The sequence below is a fragment of the Streptomyces mirabilis genome (assembly GCF_039503195.1).
In the GTDB taxonomy this organism is placed as follows: domain Bacteria; phylum Actinomycetota; class Actinomycetes; order Streptomycetales; family Streptomycetaceae; genus Streptomyces; species Streptomyces mirabilis_D.
In genome coordinates this window covers 9,182,676-9,197,502 of record NZ_JBCJKP010000001.1, presented here as the reverse complement: position 1 = coordinate 9,197,502, position 14,827 = coordinate 9,182,676, and the positions used below count along the sequence as shown (strand labels likewise).

Sequence of the window (14,827 nt, the reverse complement as noted above, 5' to 3'; positions counted from 1 at the left end):
GACGGTACGCGGATGACGACGCCGTACGGGCTTGAGGGCAGGAGCGCCATCGTCACCGGGGCCTCGCGCGGGATCGGTCTCGCCGTCGCCGAGGAGCTCTCCCGAGCGGGGGCGCGGGTGTGTGTGACGGCCCGGGACCCGGACGCGGTGGGCCGGGCCGCCGAACGGCTCGGCGGCGTCGGACTCGCGGGCTCGGTGGCCGATCCGGCGCATCTGCGGAAGCTGACCGAGCTGGCGCTGCGGGAGTTCGGGCGCATCGACGTCGTGGTGAACAACGCCGCGACCAACCAGCCGTACGGCCCGCTCATGGACGCCGATCCGGACCGCTGGCGCGAGGCGTTCACCGTCAACGTGGAGGCCCCGCTGCGGTTGGTGCAGTGTGCCTGGCGGGCCTGGATGAGCGAGCACGGCGGCGCGGTCGTGAACGTGTGCACGGAGGGCGCCGGGCATGTGGGGCCGAACGTGGGGGCGTACGGCACCAGCAAGGCGGCCCTCCTCCACCTCACCCAGCAGCTCGCCGGCGAACTCGCCCCGAAGGTGCGGGTGAACTCCGTCTCCCCGGGACTCGTCCGCACCGAGATGGCCCGGTTCGTCTGGGAGAACGCCGAGGACGAGATCGGCGCGGGGCTCCCGCTGGGCCGGATCGGCCGGCCCGAGGACATCGCGCGGGCGGTGGTCTGGCTGGCCTCGGACGCGGCCGGGTGGATCACGGGCGCCGATCTGCTGGTCGACGGAGGGACCCGGGTCCGGTCCGCGCACTCCCCCGCCGACACCGTCCACGAACGCCTGCGGACGCGCGCGCCCGACGCATAACGGCCGTGTCGGCTCCCACCGGCTCCCACCGGCTCCGACCAGCTCGGGCCCGGCTCCCGCCCGACCTCCGCGGGTCTCCGCGGGTCTCCGCAGGACAAACCCTGACAGCGCGCGTTCAATGGTGACCATGGGTGTGCGGCGACGGGCGGGACACCACCGATGCGCGGTGCTGATCGCAGCCGCCGCGGCCTCCCTGCTCGGCGCGGGCCACACCCCTTCCGCCGTCGCGGCGGCCCCGCCTCCCCAGCCGCCCCCGCAGCTCACCCAGGCCAAGGTGGACGATGCCGTCGGCAAGCTCGACGGCATCGTGCGGGACGCCATGAAGAGGACCGGCGTCCCCGGCGTCGCCGTGGCCGTCGTCCACAAGGGCCGCGTGGTCCATCTCAAGGGCTTCGGCGAGCGTCGGGTCGGACGGTCCGGGGCCGTCGACCCGGACACCGTCTTCCAGCTCGCGTCCTTGTCCAAGCCGCTGGCCTCGACCGTGGTCGCGGGGGTCGTCGGCGGCAGGACGCTCGCCTGGGACGACCCCGTCGCGGCGCATCTGCCCGGCTTCGCCCTCAAGGACCCCTGGGTCACGACGCACGTCACGTACGCCGACCTCTTCTCCCACCGCAGCGGACTGCCCGACCACTCCGGTGACCTCCTCGAGGACCTCGGCTACGACCGGACCTACATCCTGGACCACCTGAAGTACGAGCCGCTCGGCCCGTTCCGCGCCAGTTACGCCTACACCAACTACGGGGTCACCGCCGCGGCCCAGGCGGTCGCGAACGCGAAGGACACGTCCTGGGACAAGCTCTCCCAGGACACGCTGTACGGCCCCGCAGGCATGAAGAACACCAGCTCCCGCTTCTCCGACTACGACCGGGCCAGGGACAAGGCCGTCACCCATGTGAAGAACACGGACGGCACCTGGCAGCCGAAGTACGTCCGGGACGCCGACGCCCAGTCGCCCGCGGGCGGCGCGAGCTCCACGGCCCGTGACATGGCCACCTGGATGCGACTGCAACTCGCGAACGGGAAGCTGGACGGCAGACAGATCATCCCCGCCGCCCCGCTGGAGCGCACTCACCTGCCCGAGATCGTCGCTCAGCCCCCGCAGGCCCCGGCCGGCCGCGCGGGCTTCTACGGCCTCGGCTGGAACGTCGGCTACGACGACCAGGGCCGGCTGCGCCTCAGCCACTCCGGTGCCTTCGAACTCGGCGCCAACACCAATGTGACGATGCTGCCCGGCGAGCAGCTCGGCATCACCGTCCTGACCAACGGGGCGCCGGTGGGCCTCGCCGACTCGGTCGCGCTGAACTTCTTCGACATTGCCCAGCACGGGAAGCCCACGACGGACTGGCTGCCTCTGGTCGACCGGGTCTACCGGCAGCAGGAGCAGCAGGGCCGCTCCCCCACCGACTACGCCAGACCCCCGCGGAACGGGGCCGTGGCCCGCGCCGCCGACAGGTACACGGGCACCTACGACAACGCCTACTACGGTCCGCTGACCGTCACGGCCGCGCACGGCGAGCTCAGCATGAGCCTGGGCCCGAAGCACACCACCTTCCGGCTCACCCACTACGACGGCGACACCTTCGCTTTTCGGACCGTCGGCGAGAACGCGACCGGGCTCTCGGGGGTGACCTTCGAGGTCGGTCCGGGTTCACCGGGGTCCGGCGGGTCGAAGGCGTCGCGGGTGACCGTCGAGGCCTTCGACCACGACGGCCTGGGCACCTTCACCCGTCGCTGAGGACGCGGTCACCACTTGCCGGGCGCGTAGTCCTTCATGAAGACGCCGTACAGGTCCTCGCCCTGCTCACCGCGCACGATCGGGTCGTACACCCGGGCCGCGCCGTCGATCAGGTCGAGCGGGGCGTGGAAGCCCGCGTCGGCGAGACGCATCTTGTCGGGGTGCGGGCGCTCGTCGGTGATCCAGCCGGTGTCGACGGCGGTCATCAGGATGCGGTCCTTCTCGAACATCTCCTGGGCGCTGGTGCGCGTGAGCATGTTCAGGGCGGCCTTGGCCATGTTGGTGTGCGGGTGGCCCGCGCCCTTGTAGCCGCGGTTGAAGACGCCCTCCATGGCGGAGACGTTCACGATGTACGTGCGGTCGGCCCCGGAGGCCGCCATCGCCGCGCGCAGCCGGCTGATCAGGATGAAGGGGGCCGTCGAGTTGCAGAGCTGCACCTCGAGGAGCTCGACCGGCGTGACCTCCTCGACCGACTGGATCCAGCTGTTGGTGTCGTGCAGGTCGGGCACGAGGCCGCCCGCGTCGATGGCCGTACCGGCCGCGATCCTCTCCAGGGAGGCCGAGCCGGACACCAGGGCCAGGTCCGTGACGTCCTGCGCGGTCAGCGCGCCACCCCCGGCGACCGGGAGCGCGGCGACCGCGCCGGAGCCGAAGGTGCCGATGACCTCGGCGGGCGGCAGCTCACCGGCGGGCAGCGGGCCGGACTCGGCGGCGAGGAGCTCGCTGTAGGCGCCCGGGGAACGGCGAACGGTCTGGGCCGCGTTGTTGATCAGGATGTCCAGCGGGCCCTCGGCGGCGACCGAGTCGGCCAGGGCCACGACCTGCGCCGGGTCGCGCAGGTCGATGCCGACGATCTTCAGTCGGCCGATCCACTCGTCGCTGTCGGGCATGGCCTTGAAGCGCCGGATCGCGTCGTTCGGGAAGCGCGTGGTGATGGTGGTGTGCGCGCCGTCGCGCAGCAGCCGCAGCGCGATGTACATGCCGATCTTGGCGCGGCCGCCGGTGAGCAGCGCGCGCTTGCCGGTGAGGTCGGCGCGGGCGTCGCGGCGGGCGCGGTTCTCCGCGGCGCAGTCCTGGCAGAGCTGGTGGTAGAAGTAGTCGACCTCGACGTACCGCTTCTTGCAGATGTAGCAGGAGCGCGGGCGCTGGAGTATCCCCGCGATCTCGCCGGCGTCGGTGACGGAGGAGGGCAGGATGCCCTCGGTCTCGTCGTCGATGCGCTGAGCGGAACCGGTCGCGGTGGACTCGGTGACGGCCTTGTCGTGGGCGGTCTTGGCGGCCCTGCGCTCCTGGCGGCGGCGCTGCTTGACCGTGCGGTAGACGCCCGCGGTGGCGCGGCGCACGGCGATGGCGTCCGGGTGGTCGACCTCGATCTTGTCGAGCTCGTCGAGCACGCTGAGGCAGACGGCCAGCCGCTCCGGGTCGATGCCCGGCCCGTAGGAGACCGCCTCCCCGTCCACGGCGGAAGCCGCCCGGTCGTCCTCAGCCGTGTCCACGGCGAGAGCCGCCTGGCCGTCCTCTGTCACCGTCATCGCGTGTGCCGTTCCTCGGGTCTCGCGCCGCGCTCGAACCGCGCTCGCTTTCGAAGGCGGAATTTTACGGAGCAAGGGGGCAAGGCGCCAAACCCGAGATGATCACCGGTCCCCGCGGGCCGTTTCAGGGGCCGCAGGCGATGATCAGCGTCTCCACCTCCTCGGTCAGCGCGCGAGCCAGCCGGTGCAGGTCCGGCACGGCCTGTGCGTCGGCGACGAGCCCGTAGTGGACCCGTCCGCGGTACGTCGACACGGCCACCGCCAGCGCCTGGCCGCGGGCCAGCGGGGCGAGCGGATAGACCTCGGTGAGCGGGCAGCCGCCGAGCTTCAGACCGAGGCTGGGCAGCGGCACGCTGGTGACCAGGATGTCGAAGAGCAGCCGGGCCGCCTGGCCGACGACGGGACCACCGAGGCGGTGGCCGAGCGGCGGCACATGGTCGGCGAGCAGCGCGACGGCGCCCGCTCCCCGGTTGGGACCCGCGTCCTTGTTGGCGTCCATCGCCGTACGCACCGAACGGAGTCGGCCGAGCGGGTCCGGGTCGTCGACGGGAAGCCGTATCAGGTAACCGGAGAGCCGGTTGCCCTGCGGGTGCGCGGTGCGCGGGCGGCGCCTGGAGACGGGGATCAGGGCGCGGGGCGCGACTCCCGCGCTGCTGTCACCGCGTTCGTCGAGCCAGTTGCGCAGGGCGCCGGCGACGACGGCGATCAGGACGTCGTTGACGGTGCCGCCGACGGTCTTGCGGACGCGGTGCACATCGTCCAGGTCTAGGACGACGCCCGCGATCCGGCGGGTGCCGGTGGGCTGCGAGGTGAGGGCGGGCGAGGAGCGGGCACCGAGGGTGGCGCGGGCGACGGAGCTGCCGATGTCGAGGGCGCGGCCCAGGTCGGAGAGGGTTCCGCGGACCAGGTCGGGCAGTTTGCGGACGTCCGGGAGCAGTCCGCGGGGCGGCTCCGCGGGGCGCGGGCGGGGCTCGGGCAGGTCCAGTGGGTCCATCAGGGCGGCGGCGAGCATCAGTGCCCGCAGACCGTCGGCCAGCGCGTGGTGGAACTTGAAGAACACGGCGAACGAGGTGCCGTCCTCGCCGGGCAGGACGTGCGCCTCCCACGGGGGCCGGCCGCGCTGGAGCGGGCGTTCCATGAGCCGGCCCGCGGCGGCGGGGAAGTCCGCGGTCGGCGCGTGCAGCCGGACGTGGTCGAGGGGCTCGAAGTCGGGCGCGGGTTCCCGGGCCGCGCTCCCGAAGTGGGGCGGGAAGGCGAGGGGCTGCCAGACGTCGCGGATCCGCATGCGCAGCCCGGGCACCCCGGCGGCGCGGACCGCGAGCAGTTCGGCGGCGTGCGCGCCCGCGGTCGGCGAGTGCGCGGAGAAGACACCGAGGGCGCCGAGGTGCATCGGGTGCTGGGCGGACTCGATGTTCCAGAACGCCAGGTCGAGTGGTGCGAGGAGATCAGGAGTCAAAGGCTTGCTCTCGCTTCGACGACAGGGTGAGCAAGCAGTCAAACCCCGACAGGCGATTACGGTCAAGTACGATCAAGCTACGCTCAGTTAACAGCAGATTAAGTCCCGCCCCCGCGAAAGGGGCGGGACACAAGGGGCACGTGAGGTCGGATCAGGATAGGCGTCCCGAACGCGGCACGCGCGCCGACGCGCGGCCACGCGAAGGACCGGAAGCGCCGGGTCGCCCGAAGGACCGCGAGCGCCCTCGAAGGACCGGAGGCGTCAGGTTGCCGGGCAGCCCGTGGGGGTCGCCCGGGACGCGTCGGCGATCAGCGCCTCGTGCGCCGCTCTCAACCTCCCCACGTCCGGCTTCACGACCTTGCGGTCGTAGGTGAGGAGCCCGTTCAGCTCGCCCTCCACGTCCGAGATCTGGGTGTAGACGGCGCCGTTGCTCCCCCGGCACGCGAGTGCCCGTACCTCGGCGAGGCGGGCGAGGTAGTCGTCGGTGTACGCCGACGGGTCCACGTCCACGTACGACTGCTGAACCGACCAGGCGTGCCCGGGGACGGCGAGCCCCAGGCCCCCGTACTCGCCGCTGACGAGCGCGCGTCCGCCGTCGGGAGCCGGTGGCAGCGCGGGGCTCGGATAGCCGTGTTCGTCCATGATGTCGCCGGTGCCGCCGTCGGCCCCCAGGTTCAGCCCCGACATGCCGTTGACGAGCCGGGTCGGATCCCAGGCCTTGGCCTGGTCGGCGATGCGACCCTCGTCGTACTGGCCCCAGCCCTCGTTGAAGGTCACCCACATCACGACCGACGGACTGCTGATGTGCTGGTCGATCATCAGTTTCATCTCGCGCTCGTACTCGGCGCGGGCCGCGGCGCTCGGGTTCACCCCGGCGGTCATGGCGGGCATGTCCTGCCAGACCAGCAGGCCGAGCCGGTCCGCCCAGTAGAACCAGCGGTCGGGCTCCACCTTGATGTGCTTGCGCACCGCGTTGAAGCCCATCGCCTTGTGCATGCGCAGGTCGTACGCGAGGGCCTCGTCCGTCGGCGCCGTGTACAGGCCGTCGGGCCAGAACCCCTGGTCGAGCGTGGCCATCATGAAGACGGGCTTGCCGTTGAGGACGGTGCGCGGGGTGCCGTCGACCTTCTCGACGGAGATCGAGCGCATCCCGAAGTAACTGCCGACGCGGTCGCGCCCGACGCTCACCCTGAGGTCGTAGAGGAACGGGTCGTCCGGCGACCAGAGGTGCGGATGGGCGATCTTCAGGGTCAGCGGCCGTCCGGTGCGGCCGGTGACGGTGGCGACCTTCCGCCCTCCCTCGTACGCCGTCGCCGTGACCGGCAGCCCGTCGCGCACGCCCTTCGGTTCCACGGTGAGCCGGCCGCCGTCGACGTCCGGAGTGAGCTTGAGCGAGTCGACGTGGTCCGGGGCGACCGGCTCCATCCACACCGTCTGCCAGATGCCGGAGGTCGGGGTGTACCAGATCCCGCTGGGGTCGAGGCGCTGCTTGCCGAGCGGCGGGTTCTCGCCGGACGCGGCGTCGGTCGGGTCGTACACGCCGACGATCAGTTCCTGGCTGCGGCCGGGCTTCAGCGCGTCGGTCACGTCGACGCCGAACTTGTCGTAGCCGCCCCGGTGTTCGGCGACCCTGACCCCGTTGACGTACACCTCGGACTGCCAGTCGACGGCACCGAAGTTGAGCAGGAGCCGTCGGCCCGAGCCGATGTGCCAGTCGGCCGGGACGGTGAAGGTGCGGCGGTACCACATGCGGTCCTCGTGGCGTTCGACGCCGGACAGCTGGGACTCCACGGGGTACGGGACGAGGATGTGCTCGCCGAGCGTCTTCCCGACCGGGGGTTGCTCCCCCGCGGTGGCGGCGGCGAACTGCCAGCGCCCGTTCAGGTTGCGCCAGGCGTCACGCGTGAGCTGGGGGCGGGGGTACTCCGGCAGGGCGTTGTCCGGCCCGACCTCGTCGGCCCACTTCGTGCGCAGTTCGTACGTGGAGTGGTTGGGGCCGCTGCTCCAGAAGGCGCCGATCGCCTTGCCGTCCCCGGCGGCGGCGAGGCCGCCCGTGCCGTCGTAGCGCAGGTCGGCGTTGCCGCGTGCGGTGCCGGTCTTGTCGCCGACGACGGGTTCCTTGAGCGTGACGAGGAGGGATCTGGGGTCGGCGGGGTCCAACGCGGCCGCTCCCAGCGGCCACTTGGCGCCGCCTATCACGGCCTGGAGGTGGTCGACGACGGCGGCCGGGGGCGCGGCCAGTTCCCGTGCGAAGTCGAGCCTGAGGGTGCGGCCGTCCGGCTGGACGGTGGTCGCGAGGGCGCCGTCGTAGTCGTAGCCGTCGGGCAGCAGGAACGCCGACTGCGGGATCGTCACCTTGGCGCCGCCGGGTTCGGTCCAGCGCAGATGGAGGTTGGAGCCGCCGTAGTGCTCGAAGTACTCGAGCTTGAAGTCATAGGCGTGGCCCGCCGTCAGATCGATGGGCTCGGAGGTCTGTTCGCGATCCCAGTCGTCCACCCAGTGGTCGATGACGGGTCTGCCGTCGATCCAGAGGCGGAAACCGTTGTCGCCGATGATCGAGAAGGTGGTGGCTCCGCTCTTCTCCGGTACGAGTTTGCCGGTCCAGCGGACACTGACATCGTTGTCCTGGCCCGTCGCGAAGCGCAGCCGGGGTTCCAGGTCGTCGAAGTCGAGTCGCGGGTCGAAGCCGGTGGCCTTGAGTTCGTGGAAGTCGAAGGCGCCGGGGGCGGACTGGGTGTAGTAGTCGCCCTTCAGTCCGTGGACCGCGACGGGATCGTCGGCCGCGGCGGGCACGGAGGCGAGTCCCGCGGCGCCGAGGGCCGCGGCGAGCAGTAACGCGAGTCGGTCTCTGAGTCGTCCGAAACGCACGGATCCTCCTCTGTGAGGACGGGTGGGGGGACGGTGGTGAGGACGGTTGCCGGACGGGCCCGGGATGGGTGTGGGGCGGGTGGCGCGGCTCTTGCTCGGACGGAACAACGTTGTCACCAACGGCAGTTGGCATGACAACACGGGGTTCCACTTTCTGTCCAGGGACATGACAAAGGCCCCGGTGGGCACGGACGCACCGGGGCCGTCATCGTCATGGGCGGCGACTACGGCACGATCCGGCCCTTGCCCAGCGCGATCACCCCGCCCTTGGAGACCGTGTAGAGATCCGCGTCCCGCTCCGGGTTGACGCCGATCGTCGCGCCCGGCGGCACCTCGACGTTCTTGTCGAGAACCGCGCCGCGCACCACCGCGCCCCGCCCTATGTGGACGTTGTCGTGCAGGATCGAGCCCTGGACGACGGCTCCCGGGTCGACCACGACACCCGGCGAGAGCACGGACCGCGTGACCTGGCCCCGGATCAGAGAGCCCGCGCTGACGATCGACTCGCTCGCGATTCCCCCGGCGTTGAATCTCGCCGGGGAGAGCTGTCCGGAACTGGTGTAGATGGGCCAGCTGCGGTTGTAGAGATTGAAGGCGGGGCGTTCGGCGATCAGGTCCATGTGGGCGTCGTAGTAGGCGTCGAGGGTGCCCACGTCACGCCAGTAGCCCTGGTCGCGGGTGGTCTCGCCGGGCACGTGGTTGTCGCTGAAGTCGTAGAGCTGCGCCTCGCCGCGGTCGGTGAGCATGGGCAGAATCGATCCGCCCATGTCGTGCACCGAGTGCACGTCCTCGGCGTCCCTCTGGAGCGCCTCCACCAGAGCCTTGGTGGTGAAGATGTAGTTGCCCATCGAGGCGAAGACGCACTCGGGGTCGTCGGCCAGGCCCGGCGGGTCGGCGGGCTTCTCAAGGAAGCCCTCCACGGTCTGCCCGTCGGAGCCGGGGCTGATGACCCCGAAGGAGGACGACTCGGCGCGCGGCACCCGTATCCCGGCGACGGTCACACCCGCGCCGCCCTCGATGTGCTGGGCGAGCATCTGCCGGGGGTCCATGCGGTAGACGTGGTCGGCGCCGAACACCGCGATGTAGTCGGGCCGTTCGTCGTGCACGAGGTTGAGGGACTGCAGGATCGCGTCCGCGCTGCCCAGGTACCAGCGCGGGCCGAGCCGCTGCTGTGCCGGGACCGGTGTGACGTAGTTGCCGAGCAGGCTCGACATCCGCCAGGTCGTCGTCACATGGCGGTCCAGGGAGTGCGACTTGTACTGCGTCAGGACGCAGATGCGCAGGATGTCGGCGTTGACGAGATTGGAGAGTACGAAGTCCACCAGGCGGTACGTCCCGCCGAAGGTGACCGCGGGTTTCGCGCGGTCCGCGGTGAGGGGCATGAGCCGTTTGCCCTCTCCACCCGCAAGTACGATTCCCAGTACCGAAGGTCCACCGCGCCGCATGCCGCCGCCCCTCTGAGCCCGGTTGAGCCGCTCCCGCTGTGCCGGGCCGGCCCCGTTGCTTGAACTGCACCTGTCCGATGGTTACCCCGGTTTGAGGACTTCCTCGTAAAGCTGGACGGTCCGCCGGGCCACCGTGTCCCATCCGAACTCCCGCACCGCGCGCTCCCGTCCGGCCTCACCCATCCGCCGGGCGGCCCGGGGGTCGGCGAGCACGGAGTCGAGGGCGAGCGCCAGACCCGCCTCGAAGTTCTCCTCGATCGGCACCAGGACACCCGTCACGCCGTCCTCGACCACCTCGGGTATCCCTCCGACCCGCGACGCCACCACGGCCGTTCCGCAGGCCATCGCCTCCAGGTTGACGATGCCGAGCGGCTCGTACACCGAGGGACAGACGAAGACGGCCGCGTGCGTGAGGAGTTGGACGACGTCCGGGCGGGGCAGCATCTGCGGGATCCAGTGCAGGCCCTGGCGTACGGCACTCAGTTCCTGGAAGAGGTCACGGAACTCCCGGTCGATCTCGGGGGTGTCGGGGGCGCCCGCGCACAGCACCACCTGCACGGCCGGGTCGATGTCCCGTACCGCGCGCAGCAGGTGGGGCACGCCCTTCTGGCGGGTGATGCGGCCGACGAACAGCACGTAGGGGCGGGCGGCGTCGATGCCGATGCGCTCCAGAACGTCCGTGCCGTGGTCCGGCCGGTAGAGGGCGGTGTCGATGCCGTTGTGTACGACACGCACCTTGGCCGGGTCCAGGGCGGGGTAGCAGGTGAGGATGTCCTCGCGCATGGCGCCGGAGACGGCGATGACGGCGTCGGCGGCCTCGACGGCGGTGCGCTCGGCCCAGCTGGACAGGGCGTAGCCGCCGCCGAGCTGCTCGGCCTTCCAGGGGCGCAGCGGCTCCAGGGAGTGGGCGGTCATGACGTGCGGGATGCCGTACAGGAGCTTGCCGAAGTGGCCGGCGAGGTTGGCGTACCAGGTGTGCGAGTGGACGAGTTCGCGGCCTTCGAGGGCGGCGGCCATGGCGAGGTCCACGGAGAAGGTGCGCAGCGCGTCGTTGGCGCCGTCGAGCGAGGTCCACGACCGGTGGCGCACGACGCCGCCCGCGGCGCCCTCGCCCCAGCAGTGCACGTCCAGGTCCGTGAGGGTCCGCAACTCCCGGGCGAGGAACTCGACATGGACGCCCGCGCCGCCGTACACGTCCGGCGGGTACTCCCGGGTCAGCAGTCCCACTCGCACGCAGAGCCCCCCCGTCGTACCGGATACCGGCTGGTGCCTTTCATGGTCACCCAGAAGGGACGCTCGGGGAAGACCGCGATGCTCAGCGGCGGCCCGGAGTCCCGCCACGCGTCCGGCCCGGCGGGCGGTCGAAGCAGCAGTCGCCGCAGAGGCCGCCGCCGGGGAGCCGGTAGTAGAGGCAGCAGCTGCGGCGACGCAGGGTACGGGGGTCGACGGTCGCGGACAGGTCGGGATGCGTGAACAGGTCGGCGGCGAGGAAGCGGGCCCGATCGGCCACGTCCGTACGGCCGTTGGCCTCGGCCCAGCGGTGCAGCTGGCGCCAGGCACCCGCGAGCGCCGAGCCCGCGTTCCCCCACAACAGGCCCTTCGACATGCGGTGTCGGGTGCGCAGAGCCGCCGCCAGCGGGGCGAGGTGGCCGTCCCGTACGACCTCTCCGATCGCCGCCACCGGCAGGGCGCGTACCTCGGACAGCCACAGGTCGTCCGGAGCGCTGCCGTCCGGATCCCACCGCAGCAGCCCCGGGTCGAGGTCCGGCAGCTGCCCGTACAGCGCGGCGGCACCGAGCGAGACCGACCACAGACGGGCCGCGAGGCCCTGCTGGGCCACCGAGACCGCGATCCGGGGCTCGGGCGCCCGCAGACTCGCCGCGACTTTCCGGACCCGAAAATTCAGAGGATCCGACCAGACATCTCTGGGATCATCGTCTCGGGGAGACGCGTACGCCTGTGCGAGCGTCGGCAGCGGGGCACGCGGCGGTACGCCGGTGCGTAGTACGAAGAAGCCGCCGAGCGAGCCGAGCGCCGCGAGTTCCGGATCGAGTTCCACGAACAGCAGTAGTACCAAGCCCCCTAGGGGTTCTCACCGGAGGGTCTCCCCCTCATGTCGCCCACCCAGGGGAGGACATGGGGCGAGTCGTACTCCATCGGCAGTACTACTCATTGCCTGCTCAGGTACGACGACGTGAACGAATGCGCGAGGCATCGTAGTGGGTATGAAGGCCGATCGTTCGCCGCGCCGGGCACAGCGTCCCCGCCGCACGCAGAGGAGGGACTCATGAGCGCGCTCGCGCTGTCCGTCCTGCTCTCGTTCGTCTCCGCCGTTGCGTACGCGGGCGGCGCGATCGTCCAGGAGCAGGTCGCGCTGACCTCTCCCGACCAGACGTACGCGCCGTTGCGCCGCCCCGGCTGGTGGGCGGCGGTCGCCCTGAGCGGCGTGGGCGGGGTGCTGCACGTGGTGGCGCTCGCCTACGGCCCGCTGAGCCTGGTGCAGCCGCTGGGCGCGCTGACCATCGTGTTCGCGCTCCCCATGGCGGCCGTCTTCGTCGGCCGCGAGGCCGGGGCGACCGCCTGGCGTGGCGCGATCATGGCCACGGTGGGCCTCGCGGTCCTGCTCGCCCTGGTCGGCTCGGCCGACTCGCAGTCCCTGAGTGACACCCAGATCACCGTGCTGGCCGTGGTGTCGGGCGGCGCGGTGGCGGCCTTCATGGTGGCGGGCCGCGCCGCGCACCGGCACCCGGCCGTGCGCAGCGTGATGCTCGCGGTGGGGTCCGGCATAGCCTTCAGCATGTCCTCGGTGTTCACCAAGACCGTCGCGGTGGACTGGTCGCACCAGGTCTCGCTCGCCGACCTGCCGAGCCTCGTCCTCATAGGCGTCTTCGCGACGGCCGGGATGCTGCTGTCGCAGGCCTCGTACCGGGGCGGCGGTCTCGCGGCGCCGCTGGCCACGCTGACGGTCGTCAACCCCGTCGTGGCGGCCGCCGTCGGCATCACGATGTTCGGCGAGACCTTCCGCTACGGCGAGACGGGCACCGTGCTGGCGCTGGCCTGCGGGGTCGTGGCGGCGGGCGGTCTGATCCTGCTCACGACCGAGCAGATCGGCAGTGCCCGGAACACCGCGGAGGTCGCCGCATCCGCCGCCGCGGAGACCGAGCCCGCGCCGGAAGCGGCCACGCCGGACTCCGCGTTGGAGGCGCTGCTGCTCGCGGCGCTGCCCGAGCAGTCCACGGGACCGGACCCCGAGCACGAGCCGACCACGGGCCACCGAGAGGCGTTCGGCGCGGGGTTCGGGGAGGGGTTCGACGCGGGGCTCGCGGAGTCGTTCGACGCCAAGCTCGGAGAAGAATTCGACGCGGGGCTCGAGAACGCACTCGACGCCGGGCTCGGAAACGGGCTCGGAAGCGGACTCGGAGCCGGGCTCGGGGAGGCGTTCGACGCCGGGCTCGCCAACGGATTCGGAGCCGGGCTCGGGAACGGACTCGGCGGGGATCGCGGCGAGGACGTCTTCGTACCGGCTCCGGCGATGGTGGGGGCCGCGGAGAGCGCGCCCGACCCGGCCGACTCGCCCGAGTCGTCCGAGGAGGACGCGCCGCCCGTGCCGGCCTATTCGGCCCCCTGTGCGGGCCCTACGTAGTGGCGACGCCTCTGCTGGACCACCACCACCGCACGCGCGTCACATCCTGACGCCGCCCGCCCTCAGGTAGGCGACCGGGTCGACGTCCGTGCCGAAACCGGGCCCCGTCCGCACCTCGAAGTGCAGATGCGGGCCCGTGCTGTTGCCCGTGGAACCGGAGCGGCCGATGCGCTGGCCGCCCACCACGCTCTGCCCGTCCTTCACCGAGATCGCCGAGAGATGGGCGTACTGGGTGTAGCGGCCGTCGGCGTGCCGGATCACCACTTGGTAGCCGAACGAGCCGCCCCAGCCCGCGCTGACGACCTGCCCCGCGGCGACCGCCTTCACGGAGGTGCCGGTGGGCACCGGGAAGTCGACGCCCGTGTGATAGCCCTTCGACCAGGAGGCACCGGCGGCGCGGTACGGCGTGCCGGTCGCGGCGTGCACGGGGGCGACGAGCGTGTCGGTCCTCTTGGCGGTGTCCGAGGACGTCTTGTGCGAGGACGGCTGGTGCGGGGACGTCTTGTGCGGGGACGGCTTGTCGGGGGTCTTCCGCTTCTTCGACGCGGACGAGGGGCTCTCGGTGTGCGCCGGGGTCTGGCCCTTGCCCCGCAGGTTCAGCCGCTGGCCCGGGAGGATCAGGTCCGGGTCGGAGCCGACGGTGCTGCGGTTCGCGTCGTACAACCGCTGCCAACCGCCCTGGACGTGGCGGGATCCCGCGATGCCGGAGAGCGTGTCGCCGTGGACGACGGTGTACATCTCGGCGGTGCCGGCCCGCGACTGGGGTGTGGTCTGCGGCTGGACGTCGCGCACGGAGCGCTTGGTGGTCTGGGGCGAGGTACCGGACCTGGTGCCGGTCCGCTCGGCGGCCGGGGTGATGTCGGGGGTGTCCCCGCCCCGGGTGAGACCGGCGCGCACCGAGCAGACCGGCCAGGCACCGGGTCCCTGGCCCTTGAGCACCTTCTCGGCGATGGCGATCTGCTGGTCCTTGGTGGCCTGATCCGCGCGCGGGGCGTAGACCTGCCCCCCGTACGCCTCCCAGGTGGACTGGGTGAACTGCAGTCCGCCGTAGTAGCCGTTGCCGGTGTTGATGCTCCAGTTGTCGGTGGACTCGCAGGCGGCGACCTTGTTCCAGGTGTCCGCGTTGGCCGCGTGTGCGACGCCGGTGCCGATCAGCGGGAGTGCCATTCCGGCGCCGCCCGCCGTGACGGTGAGTGAGGCGCGGTTGATCCTGTTCGGCTGATACCGGCGGTGCCGGCCGCGTACGGCCATGTGGGAGCCCCCTCGACATGCGTCAGGAGCGGCAAAAGTAAGCGCTGCGAACAGGCCATGACAAGAGCGCAATCGGCCGTGCTG

9 protein-coding genes and 2 pseudogenes are annotated in these 14,827 nt (G+C 71.6%); 3 read left to right on the top strand and 8 right to left on the bottom strand.

Annotated elements, in window-relative coordinates; translation table 11 throughout:
- Nucleotides 1-12: 12 nt before the first annotated feature.
- Both AAFF41_RS41750 and AAFF41_RS41745 read left to right on the top strand, forming a co-directional pair.
- The gene (locus AAFF41_RS41750; RefSeq protein ID WP_343325685.1) at nt 13-813 is read left to right on the top strand and encodes an SDR family oxidoreductase; all 801 of its coding nucleotides are present in this window, start codon (nt 13-15) and stop codon (nt 811-813) included.
- Nucleotides 814-931: 118 nt separating this feature from the next.
- A complete protein-coding gene (locus tag AAFF41_RS41745; RefSeq protein ID WP_343325684.1) occupies nt 932-2,548 on the top strand; it encodes a serine hydrolase in 1,617 nt (538 codons plus the stop codon).
- Between the two features lie 8 nt (nt 2,549-2,556).
- Here AAFF41_RS41745 and AAFF41_RS41740 read toward each other — a convergent pair whose 3' ends face one another.
- The 6 genes from AAFF41_RS41740 to AAFF41_RS41715 all read right to left on the bottom strand — a co-directional run bounded on the left by AAFF41_RS41740 (nt 2,557) and on the right by AAFF41_RS41715 (nt 11,908).
- Nucleotides 2,557-4,080, bottom strand: a complete 1,524-nt coding sequence (locus AAFF41_RS41740) for an SDR family NAD(P)-dependent oxidoreductase (protein ID WP_211179149.1) — start codon at nt 4,078-4,080, stop codon at nt 2,557-2,559.
- Nucleotides 4,081-4,204: 124 nt separating this feature from the next.
- Complete coding sequence (locus tag AAFF41_RS41735) at nt 4,205-5,536, bottom strand: wax ester/triacylglycerol synthase family O-acyltransferase (protein ID WP_319749180.1); 1,332 nt, start codon at nt 5,534-5,536, stop codon at nt 4,205-4,207.
- Between the two features lie 261 nt (nt 5,537-5,797).
- On the bottom strand, nt 5,798-8,404 hold the full coding sequence (locus AAFF41_RS41730; RefSeq protein WP_319749181.1) for a PA14 domain-containing protein: 2,607 nt from the start codon (nt 8,402-8,404) through the stop codon (nt 5,798-5,800).
- A 224-nt stretch (nt 8,405-8,628) separates the two neighbouring features.
- Nucleotides 8,629-9,849, bottom strand: a complete 1,221-nt coding sequence (gene glgC / locus AAFF41_RS41725; RefSeq protein ID WP_319749182.1) for a glucose-1-phosphate adenylyltransferase — start codon at nt 9,847-9,849, stop codon at nt 8,629-8,631.
- Between the two features lie 81 nt (nt 9,850-9,930).
- Nucleotides 9,931-11,082 carry a glycogen synthase gene (gene glgA / locus AAFF41_RS41720; protein ID WP_319749183.1) on the bottom strand — a complete coding sequence of 384 codons (1,152 nt, stop codon included), beginning with the start codon at nt 11,080-11,082 and terminating at the stop codon, nt 9,931-9,933.
- 82 nt (nt 11,083-11,164) lie between these two features.
- A complete protein-coding gene (locus tag AAFF41_RS41715; protein WP_319749184.1) occupies nt 11,165-11,908 on the bottom strand; it encodes a (2Fe-2S)-binding protein in 744 nt (247 codons plus the stop codon).
- A gap of 228 nt (nt 11,909-12,136) precedes the next feature.
- Between AAFF41_RS41715 and AAFF41_RS41710 the strand changes: the two genes are divergently transcribed.
- Entirely contained in the window at nt 12,137-13,492 is a 1,356-nt protein-coding gene (locus tag AAFF41_RS41710; RefSeq protein ID WP_343325683.1) for a DMT family transporter, read from the top strand.
- Nucleotides 13,493-13,531: 39 nt separating this feature from the next.
- Here the strand turns inward: AAFF41_RS41710 and AAFF41_RS51875 are convergent.
- Both AAFF41_RS51875 and AAFF41_RS51870 read right to left on the bottom strand, forming a co-directional pair.
- Nucleotides 13,532-13,930: pseudogene (locus tag AAFF41_RS51875) on the bottom strand (M23 family metallopeptidase); the annotation flags it as partial.
- A gap of 143 nt (nt 13,931-14,073) precedes the next feature.
- Nucleotides 14,074-14,743, bottom strand: a pseudogene (locus AAFF41_RS51870) (transglycosylase family protein); the annotation flags it as partial.
- Nucleotides 14,744-14,827: the final 84 nt, after the last annotated feature.

Coding starts and splice junctions, on each gene's coding strand:
- AAFF41_RS41750 (WP_343325685.1), top strand. CDS start 13: ATGACGACGCCGTACGGGCTTGAGGGCAGGAGCGCCATCGTCACCGGG.
- AAFF41_RS41745 (WP_343325684.1), top strand. CDS start 932: ATGGTGACCATGGGTGTGCGGCGACGGGCGGGACACCACCGATGCGCG.
- AAFF41_RS41740 (WP_211179149.1), bottom strand. CDS start 4,080: ATGACGGTGACAGAGGACGGCCAGGCGGCTCTCGCCGTGGACACGGCT.
- glgC (WP_319749182.1), bottom strand. CDS start 9,849: ATGCGGCGCGGTGGACCTTCGGTACTGGGAATCGTACTTGCGGGTGGA.
- AAFF41_RS41710 (WP_343325683.1), top strand. CDS start 12,137: ATGAGCGCGCTCGCGCTGTCCGTCCTGCTCTCGTTCGTCTCCGCCGTT.